The organism is Pseudomonas sp. NBRC 100443 (genome assembly GCF_030268185.1).
In the GTDB taxonomy this organism is placed as follows: Bacteria; Pseudomonadota; Gammaproteobacteria; order Pseudomonadales; family Pseudomonadaceae; genus Pseudomonas; species Pseudomonas citronellolis.
Map to the genome: position 1 here is coordinate 48,427 of NZ_BSQE01000027.1, position 18,667 is coordinate 67,093.

At 68.2% G+C, this 18,667-nt stretch carries 14 protein-coding genes; 9 read left to right on the top strand and 5 right to left on the bottom strand.

Annotated elements, in window-relative coordinates:
* Window positions 1-2: 2 nt before the first annotated feature.
* The gene (mfd, locus tag QSJ95_RS27580) at window positions 3-3,452 is read right to left on the bottom strand and encodes a transcription-repair coupling factor (protein WP_285646731.1); all 3,450 of its coding nucleotides are present in this window, start codon (window positions 3,450-3,452) and stop codon (window positions 3-5) included.
* A gap of 139 nt (window positions 3,453-3,591) precedes the next feature.
* Here mfd and QSJ95_RS27585 point away from each other — a divergent pair, with 139 nt between their 5' ends.
* Window positions 3,592-5,058: a glyceraldehyde-3-phosphate dehydrogenase gene (locus QSJ95_RS27585; RefSeq protein WP_043267306.1), complete on the top strand. Its 1,467-nt coding sequence runs from the start codon at window positions 3,592-3,594 to the stop codon at window positions 5,056-5,058.
* A gap of 116 nt (window positions 5,059-5,174) precedes the next feature.
* A complete protein-coding gene (locus tag QSJ95_RS27590; RefSeq protein ID WP_058071953.1) occupies window positions 5,175-6,575 on the top strand; it encodes an amino acid permease in 1,401 nt (466 codons plus the stop codon).
* 346 nt (window positions 6,576-6,921) lie between these two features.
* Here the strand turns inward: QSJ95_RS27590 and QSJ95_RS27595 are convergent, their stop codons facing one another.
* Window positions 6,922-7,602, bottom strand: a complete 681-nt coding sequence (locus QSJ95_RS27595; RefSeq protein ID WP_285646732.1) for a TetR/AcrR family transcriptional regulator — start codon at window positions 7,600-7,602, stop codon at window positions 6,922-6,924.
* Window positions 7,603-7,718: 116 nt separating this feature from the next.
* Here QSJ95_RS27595 and QSJ95_RS27600 point away from each other — a divergent pair, with 116 nt between their 5' ends.
* The 7 genes from QSJ95_RS27600 to sthA all read left to right on the top strand — a co-directional run bounded on the left by QSJ95_RS27600 (window position 7,719) and on the right by sthA (window position 16,914).
* On the top strand, window positions 7,719-8,741 hold the full coding sequence (locus QSJ95_RS27600; protein WP_285646733.1) for an HlyD family secretion protein: 1,023 nt from the start codon (window positions 7,719-7,721) through the stop codon (window positions 8,739-8,741).
* On the top strand, window positions 8,741-10,504 hold the full coding sequence (locus tag QSJ95_RS27605; RefSeq protein ID WP_285646734.1) for an ATP-binding cassette domain-containing protein: 1,764 nt from the start codon (window positions 8,741-8,743) through the stop codon (window positions 10,502-10,504). The genes QSJ95_RS27600 and QSJ95_RS27605 overlap by 1 nt, the downstream gene beginning before the upstream one ends.
* Window positions 10,501-11,622 carry an ABC transporter permease gene (locus QSJ95_RS27610; protein WP_043267294.1) on the top strand — a complete coding sequence of 374 codons (1,122 nt, stop codon included), beginning with the start codon at window positions 10,501-10,503 and terminating at the stop codon, window positions 11,620-11,622. Before QSJ95_RS27605 ends, QSJ95_RS27610 begins: the two co-directional genes overlap by 4 nt.
* A gap of 1 nt (window position 11,623) precedes the next feature.
* Complete coding sequence (locus QSJ95_RS27615; RefSeq protein ID WP_043318999.1) at window positions 11,624-12,739, top strand: ABC transporter permease; 1,116 nt, start codon at window positions 11,624-11,626, stop codon at window positions 12,737-12,739.
* 12 nt (window positions 12,740-12,751) lie between these two features.
* Complete coding sequence (locus QSJ95_RS27620) at window positions 12,752-14,269, top strand: efflux transporter outer membrane subunit (protein ID WP_285646735.1); 1,518 nt, start codon at window positions 12,752-12,754, stop codon at window positions 14,267-14,269.
* Window positions 14,270-14,332: 63 nt separating this feature from the next.
* Complete coding sequence (locus QSJ95_RS27625) at window positions 14,333-15,340, top strand: FAD:protein FMN transferase (RefSeq protein WP_285646737.1); 1,008 nt, start codon at window positions 14,333-14,335, stop codon at window positions 15,338-15,340.
* Window positions 15,341-15,519: 179 nt separating this feature from the next.
* A complete protein-coding gene (gene sthA, locus QSJ95_RS27630) occupies window positions 15,520-16,914 on the top strand; it encodes a Si-specific NAD(P)(+) transhydrogenase (RefSeq protein ID WP_043267287.1) in 1,395 nt (464 codons plus the stop codon).
* A gap of 42 nt (window positions 16,915-16,956) precedes the next feature.
* Here the strand turns inward: sthA and QSJ95_RS27635 are convergent, their stop codons facing one another.
* The 3 genes from QSJ95_RS27635 to QSJ95_RS27645 are packed head-to-tail and all read right to left on the bottom strand — an operon-like array spanning window position 16,957 to window position 18,568.
* Window positions 16,957-17,679 carry a glycerophosphodiester phosphodiesterase gene (locus tag QSJ95_RS27635; RefSeq protein ID WP_009621382.1) on the bottom strand — a complete coding sequence of 241 codons (723 nt, stop codon included), beginning with the start codon at window positions 17,677-17,679 and terminating at the stop codon, window positions 16,957-16,959.
* Window positions 17,676-17,993 carry a phosphodiesterase gene (locus tag QSJ95_RS27640; protein WP_285646741.1) on the bottom strand — a complete coding sequence of 106 codons (318 nt, stop codon included), beginning with the start codon at window positions 17,991-17,993 and terminating at the stop codon, window positions 17,676-17,678. The genes QSJ95_RS27635 and QSJ95_RS27640 overlap by 4 nt, the downstream gene beginning before the upstream one ends.
* Complete coding sequence (locus QSJ95_RS27645) at window positions 17,990-18,568, bottom strand: PilZ domain-containing protein (RefSeq protein WP_043316179.1); 579 nt, start codon at window positions 18,566-18,568, stop codon at window positions 17,990-17,992. The genes QSJ95_RS27640 and QSJ95_RS27645 overlap by 4 nt, the downstream gene beginning before the upstream one ends.
* Window positions 18,569-18,667: the final 99 nt, after the last annotated feature.

Here is an 18,667-nt window from a genome sequence, read left to right on the forward strand (position 1 = left end):
TTTCAGGATGCGTTGGGCGCGAGGCGCTCGAACAGCGCCTCGAGGGTGTTGAAGCGTTCTTCCGGGCGCTCCATGGGCACCTGGAACTTGAACAGGGTCGCGCCTTCGAACTTGTAGCGGTTCGGCTGGCTCTGGATCAGCTTGATCAGCACCAGCGGGTCGACGCAGGTATCGGCGGCGAATTCTACCCGGCCTCCCTGGGGGCCGGCATCCACCTTGACGATGCCGAGCTTCTCCGCCTGCAGTTTCAGGAGCGTCAGACGCACCAGGTTCTTCGCCGGCTCGGGCAGCAGGCCGAAGCGGTCGATCATCTCCACCTGCAGTTCGCGCAGGCCGTCCTCGTCCAGCTGGTTGGCGATGCGCTTGTAGAGGATCAGCCGCGCGTGCACGTCGGGCAGGTAGTCCTCGGGGATCAGCGCCGGCACCCGCAGGTTGATGTCCGGGCCGCCGCCCAGGGGCTGCTCCAGGTTGGGCTGCTCGCCCTTGCGGATGGCTTTCACCGCGCGTTCGAGCATTTCCATGTAGAGGGTGAAGCCCACCGCCTGGATCTGCCCGCTCTGGCCTTCGCCGAGCAGCTCGCCGGCGCCGCGGATTTCCAGATCGTGGGTGGCCAGGACGAAGCCGGCGCCCAGGTCCTGGGCGTTGGCGATGGCCTCCAGGCGTTTCTCGGCGTCGGGCGTCATCTGCTTGCGCGGCGGCGTCAGCAGGTAGGCGTAGGCCTGGTGGTGGCTGCGGCCGACGCGCCCGCGCAGCTGGTGCAGCTGGGCCAGGCCGAACTTGTCGGCGCGCTCGATGAGGATGGTGTTGGCGCTGGGCACGTCGATGCCGGTCTCGATGATGGTCGAGGCCACCAGCACGTTGAAGCGCTTGTGGTAGAAGTCGCTCATCACCCGTTCCAGATCGCGTTCGTGCATCTGCCCGTGGCCGATGCCGATGCGCGCCTCGGGCACCAGCTCGGCCAGGTCGCGGGCGCACTTCTCGATGCTCTTCACCTCGTTGTGCAGGTAGTAGACCTGGCCGCCGCGCAACAGCTCGCGCAGCAGCGCCTCCTTGATCACCGCGTTCTGTTGCTCCATGACGAAGGTGCGCACCGACAGGCGGCGCGCCGGCGGCGTGGCGATGATCGACAGGTCGCGCATGCCGGCCACGGCCATGTTCAGCGTGCGCGGGATCGGCGTGGCGGTGAGGGTGAGGATGTCCACCTCGCTGCGCAGGGCCTTGAGCTGCTCCTTCTGGCGCACGCCGAAGCGGTGTTCCTCGTCGATGATGACCAGGCCGAGGTTCTTGAAGCGCACGTCCTCCTGCAGCAGCTTGTGGGTGCCGATGACGATGTCCACCTTGCCCTCGGCGAGCTGGCCGACCGCGCCTTCGACTTCCTTGGCGGTCTTGAAGCGGCTCATCACCTCCACGGTCACCGGCCAGTCGGCGAAGCGGTCGCGGAAGCTGTTGTAGTGCTGCTGGGCTAGCAGGGTGGTGGGCACCAGCACCGCCACCTGCTTGCCGCTGTGCACGGCGACGAAGGCGGCGCGCATGGCTACCTCGGTCTTGCCGAAGCCGACGTCGCCGCACACCAGGCGGTCCATCGGCTTGTCGGCGAGCATGTCGGCCACCACGGCGTCGATGGCCGCCTGCTGGTCTGGCGTCTCCTCGAAGGGGAAGCCGGCGGAGAAGGTGGCGTAGTCGGCCTGCGGGTCCTTGAATGCGTAGCCCTTGCGCGCGGCGCGGCGGGCGTAGATGTCGAGCAGTTCGGCGGCGACGTCGCGGACCTGCTCGGCGGCCTTGCGCTTGGCCTTCTGCCAGGCCTCGGAGCCGAGCTTGTGCAGCGGCGCCAGGGCGTCGTCGCTGCCGGTGTAGCGGGCGATCAGGTGCAGGTTGGCCACCGGCACGTAGAGCTTGGCCTCGTCGGCGTACTCCAGGGCCAGGAACTCGGCGGTCTGCCCGTCGATCTCCAGGGTGATCAGGCCCATGTAGCGGCCGACGCCGTGGTCGATGTGCACCACCGGCGCGCCTTCGCGCAGCTCGGTGAGGTTCTTGATGACGTTCTCGCCGCCGTCGCGGGTCTTCTCGCGGCGCCGGCGCTGCATCACGCGCTGGCCGAACAGCGGGCTCTCGGCGATCAGCGCGACTTCGCCGCTCAGCAGCAGGCCGTCGTCCAGCGGCGCGATGGTGATGGCCAGGCGCTCGGGCTGGGCGAGGAAGGCCGGCCAGCCGTCGACTTCGCCGGGGCGCAGCTTCAGCCGCGCCAGCAGTTCCAGCAGCACCTCGCGGCGCCCGGCGGATTCGGCGCTGAACAGGATGCGCCCGGGGAATTCCTCGATGAAGCGGCGCAGCCGGGCCAGCGGCTCGCTGGCCTTGGCCTCGATGGCCAGGTCCGGCAGGGGCTCGGCGGGGAAGCTCTCGCGGCCCACGCCCGGCTCGACCGGCTCGGCGCTGACCACCACGCGCGGCCAGCTCTTCAGGCGGGCGAAGCAGTCCTCCACCGGCAGGAACAGCTCGGCCGGCGGCAGCAGCGGCCGCTCGGGGTCGTAGCGGCGGTCCTCGTAGCGGCTGCGCACGTCGTTCCAGAACTGCTCGGCGGCCTGCTCGATGCCCGGCAGGGAGAACACCTGGGTGTCCTGGGGCAGGTAGTCGAACAGGGTGGAGGTCTCGCCCTCCTCGAAGAACAGCGGCAGGTAGTACTCGATGCCGGCCGGGGTCAGGCCGCTGGCCAGGTCCTGGTAGATCGGGCAGCGCCGGTAGTCGACGTCGAAACGCTCGCGGAAGCGCCCGCGGAAGCCGGTGACCGCCTCCTTGCGCAGGGGGAACTCGCGCGCCGGCAGCAGGCGGATGCTCTGCACCTTGTCGATGGAGCGCTGGTTCTCCGGGTCGAAGGTGCGCAGCGTTTCGATCTCGTCGTCGAACAGGTCGATGCGGTAGGGCAGCTCGCTGCCCATCGGGAACAGGTCGATGAGCGCGCCGCGCACGGCGAACTCGCCGTGTTCGTAGACGGTGTCCACGCAGCGGTAGCCGGCGGCTTCCAGGCGCAGGCGCATCTGCTCGACGTCGAGCTTCTGGCCGACGTCCAGCACCAGGCTGCCGCCCAGCAGGAACTTCACCGGCGCCAGGCGGTGCAGGGCGGTGGCGATGGGCGCCACCAGCACGCCGCGGCGCAGCTCGGGCAACTGGTAGAGGGTGGCGACGCGCTGGGAAATGATGTCCTGGTGCGGCGAAAACACGTCGTAGGGCAGGGTTTCCCAGTCCGGCAACTGCAATACCGGCAGGTCCGGGGCGAAGAAACGCAGCTCCTGTTCCAGGCGCTCGGCGCTCTGGCTGTCGGTGGTCAGCAGCAGGGTGAAACGGCTGGCCCGGGCGGCGGCCTCGGCCACCGCCAGGCTCAGGGCGGCGCCGGGCAGGTTGCCCCAGGTTTGCTTGCCGGCCGCGGCCGGCAAGGCGGGAATACGCAATACGGACACGGGCGTAGCGGGCTCCGGTCGGAAATTTGACCGGGTGGATTGTAACTATCCCGATTGACGGCTGTCAGTCTTTGCAGCGCTGCAGATTGCCGGCGATGGCCTGCACCGTCATAATGTAGCCCCTTTTTTCTTCTCCTACATGTGGAAGGTAATGCCCGTGAATCAGAAGCCCGACCAGTGTCTCGGTGAGTGGATCGATCGTGAAGCCCTCGCGGAAGCCATGATTCCGCTGATCGGCCAGCTCTACCGCAACAACAACGTGGTGACCTCGATCTACGGCCGTGGCCTGATCAACCGTTCGGTGATCGACATTCTCAAGGCGCACCGTTTCGCCCGCCACCGCCTGGCCGACGAAGCCGAGCTGTCGGTTCACGACACCTTCCCCGTCCTCAAGGCCATGAGCGAGCTGAAACTCGGCGCCGCCTCGGTCGACCTGGGCAAGATGGTCGCCAAGTTCAAGGCCGAGGGTAACGGCCGCAGCATCGAGCAGTTCACCAAGGACGAGCTGGCCGACGTGGTCGGCAAGCAGAACGGCGCCGCCCGCGAAGGCACCGACGTCGTGCTGTACGGCTTCGGCCGCATCGGCCGCCTGCTGGCGCGCATCCTGATCGAGAAGACCGGTGGCGGCGACGGCCTGCGCCTGCGCGCCATCGTCGTGCGCAAGGGCGCCGAGAACGACCTGGTCAAGCGCGCCAGCCTGCTGCGCCGCGACTCCGTGCATGGCAAGTTCGACGGCACCATCACCATCGATGAGGCCAACAACACCATCACCGCCAACGGCAACCTGATCCAGGTGATCTACTCCAACGATCCGTCCTCGGTGGACTACACCCAGTACGGCATCAAGAACGCCCTGCTGGTCGACAACACCGGCAAGTGGCGCGACGCCGACGGCCTCGGCCAGCACCTGAAGTGCCCGGGCGTCGACCGCGTGATCCTCACCGCTCCGGGCAAGGGCGCGCTGAAGAACATCGTCCATGGCATCAACCATGGCGACATCACCGCCGACGACAAGATCGTCTCCGCCGCCTCCTGCACCACCAACGCCATCGTGCCGGTGCTCAAGGCAGTCGATGACCAGTACGGCATCGTCAACGGCCACGTCGAAACCGTTCACTCGTACACCAACGACCAGAACCTGATCGACAACTTCCACAAGGGCAGCCGCCGCGGCCGCAGCGCTCCGCTGAACATGGTGATCACCGAGACCGGTGCCGCCACCGCCGCCGCCAAGGCCCTGCCGGTGCTCAAGGGCAAGCTGACCGGCAACGCCATCCGCGTTCCCACCCCGAACGTGTCCATGGCCATCCTCAACCTGAACCTGAACAAGTCGACCTCCCGCGAGGAGATCAACGAGTACCTGCGCCAGATGGCCATGCACTCCGACCTGCAGAAGCAGATCGACTTCGTCAGCTCGCAGGAAGTGGTCTCCACCGACTTCGTCGGTTCCCGCCACGCCGGCGTGGTCGATGCCGAAGCCACCATCTGCAACGACAACCGCGTCGTGCTGTACGTGTGGTACGACAACGAGTTCGGCTACAGCTGCCAGGTGGTCCGCGTGATGGAAGAGATGGCTGGGGTCAACCCGCCGGCCTTCCCGCGCTAAGCCAGGCCTGAAAATCGAAAACGGGAGCTCTCGGGCTCCCGTTTTTCGTTAGTCTTCGCGCTTACCCGCGCACCATAACGATAAAAATGCCAACCCCTCTACCGAGGAACCCCGCAATGGATGGACACCCCCATCTGCATGAAGGCTCGCTCAAGCGTGGCCTGAAGAACCGCCACATCCAGCTGATCGCCCTGGGTGGCGCCATCGGTACCGGCCTGTTCCTGGGCTCGGCCGGTGTACTGCAATCCGCCGGCCCGTCGATGATCCTCGGCTACGCCATCGGCGGCTTCATCGCCTTCCTGATCATGCGTCAGCTCGGCGAGATGATCGTCGAGGAACCGGTCGCCGGTTCCTTCAGCCACTTCGCTCACAAGTACTGGGGCGGCTTCGCCGGCTTCATGTCCGGCTGGAACTACTGGGTGCTGTACATCCTGGTCGGCATGTCGGAACTCACGGCGGTCGGCAAGTACATCCAGTTCTGGTGGCCGGAGTTCCCCACCTGGGCCACGGCGGCGATCTTCTTCGTGCTGATCAACGCCATCAACCTGTTCAACGTGAAGGCCTTCGGCGAGACCGAGTTCTGGTTCGCGATCATCAAGGTGGCCGCCATCATCGGCATGATCCTGCTCGGCATCTGGCTGCTGGCCAGCGGCCACGGCGGCCCGCAGGCCTCGGTGAGCAACCTGTGGAGCCACGGCGGTTTCTTCCCCAACGGCATTTCCGGCCTGGTGATGGTCCTGGCGATCATCATGTTCTCCTTTGGCGGCCTGGAGCTGGTGGGCATCACCGCGGCCGAAGCGGCGGAGCCGAAGAAGGTGATCCCCAAGGCGATCAACCAGGTGATCTACCGCATCCTGATCTTCTACATCGGCGCCCTGGCCGTGCTGCTCTCGCTGTACCCGTGGGACGCGCTGCTGCAGAGCATCAACAGCTCCGGCGACCCGTACAGCGGCAGCCCCTTCGTGAAGGTGTTCTCGCTGCTGGGCAGTGATGTCGCGGCCAACGTGCTGAACTTCGTGGTGCTGACCGCGGCGCTGTCGGTCTACAACAGCTGCGTGTACTGCAACAGCCGCATGCTCTTCGGCCTGGCCGAGCAGGGCGACGCCCCGCGCGCCTTCGCCAAGGTCGACGACCGCGGCGTGCCGCTGCTGGCCATCGGCGTCTCGGCCTTCATCACCCTGGCCTGCGTGGTGGTCAACTACGTGATCCCGCACCAGGCGCTGGAGCTGCTGATGTCGCTGGTGGTGGCGGCGCTGGTGATCAACTGGGCGATGATCAGCCTGGCCCACCTGATGTTCCGCCGCGCCAAGAACCGCGAGGGCGTGCGCACCAGCTTCCGCGCCCTGTGGTACCCGTTCGGCAACTGGCTGTGCCTGGCCTTCGTGGTGTTCATCCTCGGCATCATGCTGCAGATCCCGGGCATCGACGTGTCGGTGTACGCCATCCCGGTATGGGTGGTGCTGATGGGCATCTGCTACCTGCTCAAGCGCAAGGGCGAGGCACGGGCTACCGCCTGATCCCGTCGGCGCTGGACGAGAAAGGGCCGCATTCCTACCGGGGTGCGGCCTTTTTGTTTCCAACGGCGGATAACCGCGAACGGTCATGCGCCCTACGTCATGGTTGGGCATTGCGTAGGGCGCATAACGCCTACGGCGTTATCCGCCGTTTGACCGTGATTCCAGGCGCGTTCCGGGTTCGAACCCGGAGCACCTGTTCCCGAGCACTCCGGGCCCGACCCGCCATGGCGATGGGTATCGCTTCGCTCAACCCATCCTACGAAAAGCCGTGCTTCCTGGAACCGTAGGAGCGGACTCCGTCCGCGATGGGCCCCACCGGCGGCGCTGTAGGCCGGCCAGCGCCGTACTACAGCCGCCCGTCGCGATAATCCCGCGCCACCGCCTCCAGCCCCGCCTGGGCGAACAGCTGCAGGTGGCGGGCGAGGTCTTCCGGCGGCTGTTCGAACAGGCCGGTCAGCGGCGTGGGGATTTCCCGGCTGATCACCTGCAGCGTCAGGTAGGGCGCTATCACGCTGAACAGGCAACGCAGCAGCGCCGGCTCCTGGGCGGGGATGCCGGTGACCTCGCCGAGCAGCGCCAGCACCAGGCGCACCTTGGGCATGGCCTCCCGGTCGATGAGTTCGGAGAGGAAGGGCGAGGGCGTCAGCAGCTCGCGGGCCCACAGGCGCGCCTGCCAGCGTTGGCCGTTGGCGACGTTGAGGGTCAGCGCCGCGATCAGGTCGGCGAGCTTGTCGCGGGCCGGGCGCTGGCCGCAGGTCAGTCGTTCGAGCTGGTCGTAGCCGATCAGGTGCTTGTGCATGTCCTGCAGCACCGCGCGGTAGAGGCCGTCGCGGCTGCCGAAGTGGTAGTTCACCGCGGCCATGTTGCACTGCGCGCGCTGGCAGATGGCCTTGCTGGTGGTGTCGGCGTAGCCACGCTCGGCGAACAGTTCGCCGGCCGCCAGGAGTATCCGGCGACGAGTGGCTTCGCCGTCCTGGCGCGGCGCGCGGGGCGGCTCCTGGCGAGCCTTGCGGGGTGATCCAGGCATGCTTGCACCCTGCTGGATGGGAGTCTGTGCAGACTAGAACCGGGCTAGATCAAATTCAAATTTGAATTCGTTGTCTATGCTTGCCCCTTGTCGTCAACCGATAGCGGGTCGTCATCATGCGCAAGAAGCTCGTCGTTGTCCTGCTGCTGCTCGCCGCGGCGGGCCTGGGGGCCTGGTACTACTTCCACTCGAAGGCCGAGCAGGGCGGCGACCTGGTGCTCTACGGCAACGTCGATATCCGCCAGGTGTCCCTGGCCTTCACCGGCAGCGAGCGCATCGCCGAGATGCGCGTGGAGGAGGGCGACGCGGTCAAGGCCGGGCAGGTCCTGGCCAGCCTCGACAGCCGCACCCTGAAGCTGCAGATCGACCAGGCCAAGGCGCAGATCGCCGTCCAGGAAGCCAATGTCCTGCGCCTGCACAACGGCTCGCGCCCCGAGGACATCGACCGCGCCAAGGCCCAGGTGGACGGCGCCAGGGCCCAGGTCGAACTGGCCGGCATCCAGCTGCGCCGTCTGCAGGGCATCCGCGCCAACAGCCCCGGCGGGCGCGCGGTCAGTCAGCAGGACCTGGACAACGCCAGCGCCCAGCTGAAGGTCGACCAGGCCCGGCTGGAGGATGCGCAAAAGGCCCTGCGCCTGGCGAAGATCGGCCCGCGCGCCGAGGACATCGCCCAGGCCGAGGCCCAGCTGCAAGGCGCCCGCGCCCAGCTCGCGCTGCTGCAGCACAACCTCGACGAAACCCAGCTGCGCGCCCCGCAGGACGCCACGGTGCGCTCGCGCCTGCTGGAGCCGGGCGACATGGCCTCGCCGCAGCGCGCGGTCTACGCCCTGGCCATCACCGATCCGAAGTGGGTGCGGGTGTACGTCAACGAAACCCAGCTCGGCCACATCAAGCCGGGCATGCGCGCCAGCGTCAGCACCGACAGCCATCCGCAGCAGCCGGTGCAGGGGCACGTCGGCTACATCTCCGACGTCGCCGAGTTCACCCCCAAGGCCGTGCAGACCGAGGAGCTGCGCACCGCGCTGGTCTACGAGGTGCGGGTGATAGTCGAGGACAAGGACAACCGCCTGCGCCTGGGCATGCCGGCCACGGTGCGCATCGCCGAGGGCGACCAGCTGCGCGACGGGAAGGCCGACTGATGGACCTGGTGATAGACGCCCGCGGCGTCGCCAGGCAGTTCCTGGTCAAGGAATCCGGGCAGATCGTGCAGGCCCTGCACGGCCTCGACCTGCAGGTGCGCAAGGGCGCGCTGACCGCGCTGGTTGGCCCGGACGGCGCCGGCAAGACCACCTTCCTGCGCCTGGTGGCGGGGCTGCTGCGCGCCGACGGCGGCGAGCTGGAGGTGCTTGGCATCGACGTCAAGGCGCACCCGCAGCGGGTGCAGGACCTGATCAGCTATATGCCGCAGCGCTTCGGCCTCTACGAAGACCTGAGCGTGCAGGAAAACCTCGATCTCTACGCCGACCTCCATGGCGTCGGCGCGCAGCAGCGCCGCCAGCGCTTCGAGCGCCTGCTGGCGATGACCGACCTGGGACGCTTCACCGACCGCCCTGCGGGCAAGCTGTCCGGCGGCATGAAGCAGAAGCTCGGCCTGGCCTGCACCCTGGTGCGCTCGCCGCAACTCTTGCTGCTCGACGAGCCGACCGTGGGCGTCGACCCGCTGTCGCGCCGCGAGCTGTGGGAGATCGTCCAGCAGTTGGTGGAGGAGGAGAGTCTCAGCGTGCTGCTGACCACCTCCTACATGGACGAAGCCGAGCGCTGCTCCGAGGTGTACTTGCTGCACCAGGGCCAGTTGCTGGCCCAGGGCCTGCCCGAAGACATCCGTCGCCACGCCGATGGCCTCTGCCGCATCGCCGTGCCGCCGGCCGGCGAGCCGGCGCGCAAGCTGCAGGCGCGGCTGCTGGACGATCCGCAGAACATCATCGACGCGGTGCCCCAGGGCGGCGAGGTGCGCTTCATCCGCCAGCGCGATGCCGATGAAAAGCGCCTGGACGAACTGCTCGACGGCGCCCCGGTGCGCGAGGTGGAAGCGCGCCTGGAGGACGGCTTCATGGTCCTGCTGCGGGCCAGGAGCGGCGCCGAGCAGGTGGATACCGAGGCGCTCAAGGCCGCCGCGCCGGGCGGTACTTCCGGCAACGGCGAGGCGGTGATCGAAGTGAAGGACCTGGTGCGCAAGTTCGGCGACTTCACCGCGGTGGACCGCACCAGTTTCAGCGTGGCCCGCGGCGAAATCTTCGGCCTGCTGGGGCCCAACGGCGCCGGCAAGACCACCACCTTCCGCATGCTCTGCGGGCTGCTGCCGGCGTCGTCCGGCAGCCTGCAGGTGGCCGGCGTCAACCTGCGCCACGCCCGCGCCCAGGCGCGCCGGCGCATCGGCTACGTGTCGCAGAAGTTCTCGCTGTACGGCAACCTCTCGGTGCGCGAGAACCTGCAATTCTTCGGCGGCGCCTACGGCCTGGCCGGCAAGCAGTTGGGGCGGCGCATGGACGAGGTGTCGCGGCAGTTCGACCTTTCCGGCCACGAGGGCGAGCCCAGCGGCCAGTTGCCCGGCGGCTACAAGCAGCGCCTGGCCATGGCCGTGGGCCTGCTCCACGAGCCGGAAATCCTCTTCCTCGACGAACCCACCAGCGGCGCCGACCCCCTGGCCCGGCGCGGCTTCTGGCAGCGCATCACGGCGCTGGCGGCCGGCGGTACCACCATCATCATCACCACCCACTTCATGGAAGAGGCCGAGTATTGCGACCGCATCGTCATCCAGGACGCCGGGCGCATCCTCGCCATGGGCACGCCGCAGCAGGTGCGCGAGCAGGCCGGCGGCCAGGGTAGCTCGCTGAACATGGAGCAGGCCTTCATCGAGATCGTCGAGCAGGCCCGCCAGCACCAGCAGGAGGCGCGCGCATGAGCGGTTCGTTCTGGCGCCGGCTGCTGTCGCTGACGCGCAAGGAAGTGCGCCAGCTGCTGCGCGACCGCAGCAACCTGATGATCGGCATCGGCCTGCCCATCGCGCTGATCCTGATCTTCGGCTACGGCCTGTCGCTGGACGTGCGCCACAGCCTGGTGGCGGTGGTGCAGGACGACCCGGCGCCGCAGGCCCGCGACCTGCTCGCCAGCATCAGCGACTCGGAATACCTGCGGCCGCTGCCGCTGAAATCCTTCGAAGAGGGCCGGCGGCTGTTGGAGTCGCGCCAGGCCGACGCCCTGGTCTACCTGCCCGCCGACTTCAGTCGCCGCCTGCAGGACGGCGATGCCCAGGTGCTGGTGTTGGTGCAGGGCTCCGACGCCACCCGCGCCTCGGGGGTGAGCAACTACCTCAACCAGGCCCTGGCGCTGTGGGGCGAGAAGCAGGCGGCGCGCAACGCCGGCCTGCAATCCGGCGGCGTGCGCATCGAGCAGCGCATGTGGTTCAACGCCGCCAACACCAGCACCTGGTACCTGGTGCCAGGGCTGATCGTGCTGATCATGACCCTGGTGGGCGCCTTCCTCACCGCGCTGGTGATGGCCCGCGAATGGGAGCGTGGCACCCTGGAGGCGCTGTTCGTCACCCCGGTGCGCTCGGTGGAAATCCTCCTGGCGAAGATCATCCCCTGCTTCCTGGTCGGCCTGCTGGGCCTGGCGCTGTGCCTGCTGGCGGCGCGCCTGCTGTTCCACGTGCCCATGTACGGCTCGCTGCTGGCGCTGCTGGTCAGCTCCATGCTCTACCTGTTCGTCGCCTTGGGTATCGGCCTGCTGATCTCGGCGGTGACCAAGAACCAGTTCCTCGCCAGCCAGATTTCCCTGCTCGCCAGCTTCCTCCCGGCGATGATGCTCTCGGGCTTCATCTTCGACCTGCGCAACGTGCCCACCGCCGTGCGGCTGATCGGCAACCTGCTGCCGGCCACCTACTTCATGGAGCTGGTGAAGTCGCTGTTCCTGGCCGGCGACTTCTGGCCGCTGATCATCCGCAACTGCCTGATCCTCGCCGGCTACGCCGTGGTCCTGCTGGGCCTGGCGCAGCTGGCCACGCGCAAGAGGCTGGACTGAGATGGGCGCCTTCGCCGAACTGCTGCGTCGCCTGGCCAATCTCTGGCGCAAGGAGCTGCTGGTGATCCTCAAGGACCCGGCCAACCGCATCGTGCTGCTGGCGCCGGTGCTGATGCAGAGCCTGCTGTTCGGCTACGCGGTGACCTTCGACCTCAACGACGCGCCCTACGCGCTGCTCGACCAGAGCCACAGCGAGTCGTCCCAGCGCCTGGCCAACCGCCTGGACGGCAGCGGCATCTTCCACCGCGTGGCGACCCTGCGCGCGCCGCGCGACATCGCCAGCGTGATCGACGCCGAGAAGGCGCTGCTGGTGATCCAGATTCCCGCCGACTTCGAGACGCGCCTGACCCGCGGCGAGCCGGCGCCGCTGCAGGTGATCCTCGACGGGCGCAATTCCACCACCGCCGGCGCCGCGGCTGCCGGGCTGGCCAGCGTGGTCAACGACTTCAATCGCGAGCGCGGCCTGGTCCAGGCGCCGGTCAGCGTGGTCACCCGCGCCTGGTACAACCCCAACCTGGAGACGCGCTGGCCGCTGATCCCGGCGCTTATCGCCTCGCTGAGCATGCTGCAGACGCTGATGCTCAGCGCGCTCTCGGTGGCCCGCGAGCGCGAGCAGGGCACCTTCGACCAGTTGCTGGTCACGCCCTATTCGCCCATGGAGATCATGCTCGGCAAGGCCCTGCCGCCGATCCTCATCGGCCTGGTGCAGGCGTCGCTGGTGCTGCTGATGGCGCTGTACTGGTTCCGTATCCCCATGGCCGGCTCGCTGCCGGACTTCTACGGCGGGCTGCTGGTGTTCATGGTCTCCTGCGTCGGCCTGGGCCTGTCGATCTCGGCGGTGTCGCTGAACATGCAGCAGGCGATGCTCTACACCTTCGTGCTGATCATGCCGATCATGCTGCTCTCGGGCCTGGCCACGCCGGTGCGCAACATGCCCGAGGCGCTGCAGATGGCCACTTACATCAACCCGCTGCGCTTCGCCATCGACCTGATCCAGCGCATCTACCTGGAAGGCGCCAGCCTGTTCGAGGTGGCCCATGACCTGTTGCCGATGCTGGTGGTGGCGAGCGTGACCCTGCCGCTGTCCGCCTGGCTGTTCCGCAATCGACTCGCCTGACCGGAGGCCGCCATGCCGTCGTCGCCCAATCCCTACTTCCTCCTGCCGCTGCTGCTGGCGCTGGGCGCCTGCGCGGTGGGGCCGGACTACCAGGCTCCGCAGCCGCAGGCCCCGGCCGACTGGCGCGTGGCCCATGCCGGCGATGCCGCGCTGCTGAGCGCGGGGCAGGGCGGCCAGGCCATCCCCGCGCAGTGGTGGACGCAGTTCTCCGACCCGGCGCTGGACTACCTGCAACGCCGCGCCACGGCGGCCAGCCCGGACCTGCAGAGCGCCGCCCTGCGCTTCGCCCAGGCGCGCATGCAGCGGCAGATGGTCGCCGCCCTGCGCGGGGTGAACGTCGATGGCAGCGCCGACGTGCAGCGCCAACGACAGAGCGAGCGCGGCGCCAGCGCGCGGATGATCTCCAGCCTGGCGCCGGGCGACAGCGACGAGCTGGTGAAGACCCTGGCCCAGCCCTTCACCCTCTACGAAGCCGGCTTCGACGCTTCCTGGGAAATCGACTTCTGGGGCCGCGTGCGCCGCTCCATCGAGGCTGCCGACGCCCGCGTCGAGCAGCAGCGCGCCTTGCTGGAACAGGCGCGGCTGCTGGTTGCCAGCGAGGTGGCGCGCGGCTACTTCGAGCTGCGCCGGGTGCAGCAGCAGATCGCCGTGACCCAGGAAGACCTGCGCGCCACCGAGGAATCCCTGGAACTGGTGCAGGCCCGCGCCGACGGTGGCCTGGTGGACGACTTCGATCTGGTGCGCCAGCGCAGCCAACTGGAAGAGCTGCGCTCGCGCCTGCCGCAGTTGCAGGCGGCCGAGGGCCAGGCGATCAACCAGCTCGGCGTGCTGGTCGGCGCGCAGCCGGGCGAGCTGCAGGCGCAGCTGAAGACGCCGCCCGCGCGGCCCGCCGCCTTGCCCGACCTCAGCCCCGGCCTGCCCTCGGAAGTGGCGCGCCGGCGCCCGGACATCCGCGCCGCCGAAGCGCAATTGCACGCCGCCACGGCCAACATCGGGGTGGCGGTGGCCGAGCTGTACCCGAGCATCCGCCTGGGCGCCAGCTTCGGCTATTCCTCCTTCGAGAGCGGCGACCTCTCCGACTGGGGCAGCCGCCAGTGGGCGGTGGGGCCGAGCCTGAGCGTGCCGATCTTCGACAACGGCCGGCGCCGCTCCCAGGTGACCCTGCGCAAGCTGGAGCAGCAGGAAGCCGCGGTGAACTACCAGCAGACCGTGCTCAAGGCCTGGCAGGAAGTCGACGACGCCCTCAGCGGCTACGGCGCCGAGCGCCAGCGCAACGCCCAGTTGCAGGCGCGGCTGAACAGCGCCGGGCAGGCCTACGACATGGCCAAGGCGCGCTACGCCGGCGGCATGACCGATTTCCTGGTGGAGCTGGACGCCCAGCGCAACTACCTGCAGGCGCGCCGCGACCTGGTGGACAGCGACGGCCAGCTGCGCCTGGACCTGGTGGCGCTGTACAAGGCCCTGGGCGGCGGCGCGCCGCTGCAGGGCGGCGATTCGGTCAACGAACCTTTACCGCCTGGGCAACAGTAAGCCCCGCCGTTTCCGGTAGAATGTGCGCCGCCCGTGCCGGGGCAGGGGAATGGAGGTGGTGCGTTGCGAGGCATCTGGCTGTGCTTGGGGCTGTTGGCGTTGGCCGGTTGCGGCGAGCGTGTCGAGCGCTTCGGCGGCCCGACCATGGGCAGCAGCTATTCCGTGCAGTACCTGCCGACGGCGCAAAGTCCCGCGCCGCAGCGCCTGCAGGCGGAGGTCGAGGGCATTCTCGGCGAACTCGACCGGCAGTTCTCCACCTACCGCGACGACTCCGAGGTCTCGCGCTTCAACGCCCTGCCGGCCGGCGCCTGCCAGGCCATGCCGACCGAGCTGGTGGAGCTGCTGCGCTACGGCAACGAGCTGTCCGAGGCCAGCGCCGGCGCCTTCGACCTCAGCGTCGAGCCGCTGATGAATCTCTGGGGCTTCGGTCCGCAGTCCCGCGGTGAGCTGGTGCCGGCGCCCGAGGCGCTGGAGCGCGAGCGGGCACGCGTCGGCTACCGCCACCTGCGGGTGGACGGCAGCCTGGTGTGCAAGGACGTGGCGGCGCAGCTGGACTTCGACAGCATCGTCGCCGGCTACGCGGTGGACCGTGTCAGCCAGCGCCTGGCCGAGCTGGGCGTGAAGAATTACCTGGTGGAGATCACCGGCGAACTCAAGGCCGTGGGCCACAAGCCCGACGGCTCGCCCTGGCGGGTGGCGCTGGAGGTGCCCAGCGGCGAACGCGAGCGCAGCGTGGCGCGCTCGCTGGCGGTGGACGGCTACGGGGTGTCGACCTCGGGCGACTACCGCAACTATTTCGAGGAAGGTGGGCAGCGCTACTCGCACACCTTCGACGCGCGCACCGGCACGCCGGTGCGGCACAGGTTGGCGGCGGTCACCGTGGTCGACCGCTCGACGCTGCACGCCGACGGCTTGTCGACCCTGCTCATGGTGCTGGGCCCGGACGAAGGCTACCGCTACGCCGAGCAGCACGGGCTGGCCGCCTGGTTCGTCGTGCACCAGGGGCAGGGCTTCGCCATGCGCGCCACGCCGCGCTTCGCCGAGCTCTTCCCCGATCCGGCGCGGCCATGAAAACCGCACGAAATGTAGTGATGGCAAAATTCGCCTACCGCACGACCAAGCGCTAATGTGCAGCAATTTGTCGCGCGGCTAAGCTGCCAACATCGATTCGATCGTTCCCGGCGCCACGCGCGCCGGGACTTTGCCGGAAGCGCCACAGGGGCGCCCCGGCCTGTTCTGAAGGAGTACGCATGGCTGTCTACAACTACGACGTGGTGATTCTCGGCACGGGCCCGGCGGGCGAGGGGGCGGCGATGAATGCCTCCAAGTACGGGCGCAAGCTGGCGGTGGTGGACAGCCGTCGTGTGGTCGGCGGCAACTGCACGCACCTGGGCACCATCCCGTCCAAGGCGCTGCGTCACTCGGTGAAGCAGATCATCGAGTTCAACACCAACCCGATGTTCCGGCAGATCGGCGAGCCGCGCTGGTTCTCCTTCCCCGACGTGCTGAAAAGCGCCGAGAAGGTGATCAACAAGCAGGTCTCCTCGCGTACCGGCTACTACGCGCGCAACCGCATCGACATGTTCAACGGCACCGCCAGCTTCGTCGACGAGCGCACCGTCGAGGTGGTGACCCCCAGCGGCGCCGTGGAGCGCCTGGTCGCCGACCAGTTCGTCATCGCCACCGGCTCGCGCCCCTACCGCCCGGCGGACATCAACTTCAACCACCCGCGGGTCTACGACAGCGACACCATCCTCTCGCTGAGCCACACCCCGCGCCGCCTGATCATCTACGGAGCCGGCGTTATCGGCTGCGAGTACGCCTCGATCTTCAGCGGCCTGGGCGTGATGGTCGACCTGATCGACACCCGCGACCAACTGCTGAGCTTCCTCGACGACGAAATCTCCGACGCCCTGAGCTACCACCTGCGCAACAACAACGTGCTGGTGCGCCACAACGAGGAGTACGAGCGCGTCGAGGGCCTGGACAACGGCGTGATCCTGCACCTGAAGTCGGGCAAGAAGATCAAGGCCGACGCCCTGCTGTGGTGCAACGGCCGTACCGGCAACACCGACCGCCTGGGCCTGGAGAACGTCGGCATCAAGGTCAACAGCCGCGGCCAGATCGAGGTGGACGAGAACTACCGCACCTCGGTGTCGAACATCTATGCCGCCGGCGACGTGATCGGCTGGCCGAGCCTGGCCAGCGCCGCCTACGACCAGGGCCGCTCGGCCGCCGGCAACATCGTCGAGCAGGACACCTGGCGCTTCGTCAACGACGTGCCCACCGGCATCTACACCATTCCGGAGATCAGCTCCATCGGCAAGAACGAGCACGAGCTGACCGCGGCGAAGATTCCCTACGAAGTGGGCAAGGCGTTCTTCAAGGGCATGGCCCGCGCGCAGATCTCCAACGAGCCGGTGGGCATGCTGAAGATCCTCTTCCACCGCGAGACCCTGGAAATCCTCGGTGTGCACTGCTTCGGCGACCAGGCCTCGGAGATCGTCCACATCGGCCAGGCGATCATGAACCAGCCGGGCGAGCTGAACACCCTGAAGTACTTCGTCAACACCACCTTCAACTACCCGACCATGGCCGAAGCCTACCGCGTAGCGGCGTTCGACGGCCTCAACCGGCTTTTCTGAAATACCCCGACCGGCGGCCTGAGCCGGCCGGGGGCGACCCGCTCAGCGATTCCCGAGCGTGGCAGTGGCCAAACCGGGAAAGTCTGTAATCAGGCTGTCCACGCCGAAGTCGGCGAGCCGGCGCATCAGCGCCGGTTCGTTGACCGTCCACACCGACACGTGCAGCCCCTGCTTCTGCGCCTTGAGCAGCCGCTCGGGGGTGCACAGCGTCCAGTTCAGCGCCAATAGCTCGCAGCCATAGTTCGCCGCAACCTTCAGCGGGTCGAGCCAGGCGTATTCGGCCACCAGCCCGCGGGACAGGTCCGGTGTCAGTTGCTGCAGCGCGCGCAGCACGGTGCGCGAGCTGGAGGTCACGGTGATGCGCTCGCGCAGGCCGAAGCGCCCGACCAACTGGTGGATGGCCTGCACGGTGCGCGCCGCGCGCTCGCGCGAAGCGCTCTTCACTTCCAGTTGCCAATGCTCGAACTCGCAGCGCTCGAACAGCTCGGCCAGCCGCGGGATGGGGCAGGGGCGCACCCAGCCTGGGCCGCCCTGGCGCGCGTCGTAGGTGACCAGGTCCTCGGCCAGTTGCTCGGACACCTTGCCGCGGCGCCCGGTGGTGCGCTTGAGCGTCGGGTCGTGGATCACCATCAGTTCGCCGTCGCGGGACAGGTGCAGGTCCAGTTCGCAACGCGTCACGCCGTGTTCCAGGCAGCGCTGGAAGCTGGGCAGGGTGTTTTCCGGCGCTTCGCCTTTGGCGCCGCGATGGCCATAGATGAGAGTCACTGGGGCTCCTTGGGAGAGGGAAGGATCGGGTTCTGCGGGCGATGCGCGCGAACCGCGTCGACCACGTGATCGTATTCGAAATAGACGCTGAATTCGCGGTAGTCCCAGCGGGTGATCGGCGGGCTGCCCACGGCCGGGTGCTCCTCGTCGGGCAGGCCGAAGCGCTCCAGCACGGCGCGCCGGCTCTCGCCGCGGGCGGGCAGGGCGATGCTGGCGTCGCCCTGGGCGCCGACGGGGATTTGCAGGGTATCGGCCGCGGCCGGCAGGGCCATGCCCAGGCACAGCAGCAGGAAAGGGATGTGCAGGGCCTTCATGGGTCGTCGCGGTCCTTCGCCTGGCGCCGTTCGGCCGCCTGTTTCTGCAGTATGTGCCGGGCCAGCAGCTGGCGCTGCGGCTCCTCGAGGTTCTCGAACAGGGTGCCGATCTCGTATTCGCCCAGCCCGCGCGACTCGCAGTGGGTGACCCGCGCGCGCAGGCTCAGGCCCAGGGCCTGGGGCAGCAGCACCAGCTTCAGCGCCAGCAGCTGGCCGGGGTGGAAGGGCTCGGGGGCGATGAAGGCGATGCCGCCCTCGGAGAGGACCACCGGCTGCGCCGGGCCGACCTGCTCCAGCAGCCCGCGGGCGAGGGCGCCGGCCACCAGGTCCAGGCGCTTGTCGAGCAGCTTCAGGTAGCTGGCCAGGGGGCGGTCGCGCTCGGCGATCTGCCGCAGCAGGTGCTGCGCCTCCACCTCCAGCAGGTGCAGGTCGCCGAGCAGGTTGAACAGCGGCGAATCATCCTGTAACGCTTGCGCCACCTGCTCCGCGTCCTCCGCAAGAGGGCGAAATTCCAGTGCGAGGTGATCCTCGATACGGTAGTATTCGCGGCGGTCATCCGCGTCTGGAGTGGACATGGCGAACCCACGGCGGCAGTGATGGTCTGAGTGTAAAGCCGCCCGCCGTAGCTCGCCACAACGGCCTCCGCAAACCCTTGCGCGGTAGCGGACGCCGGC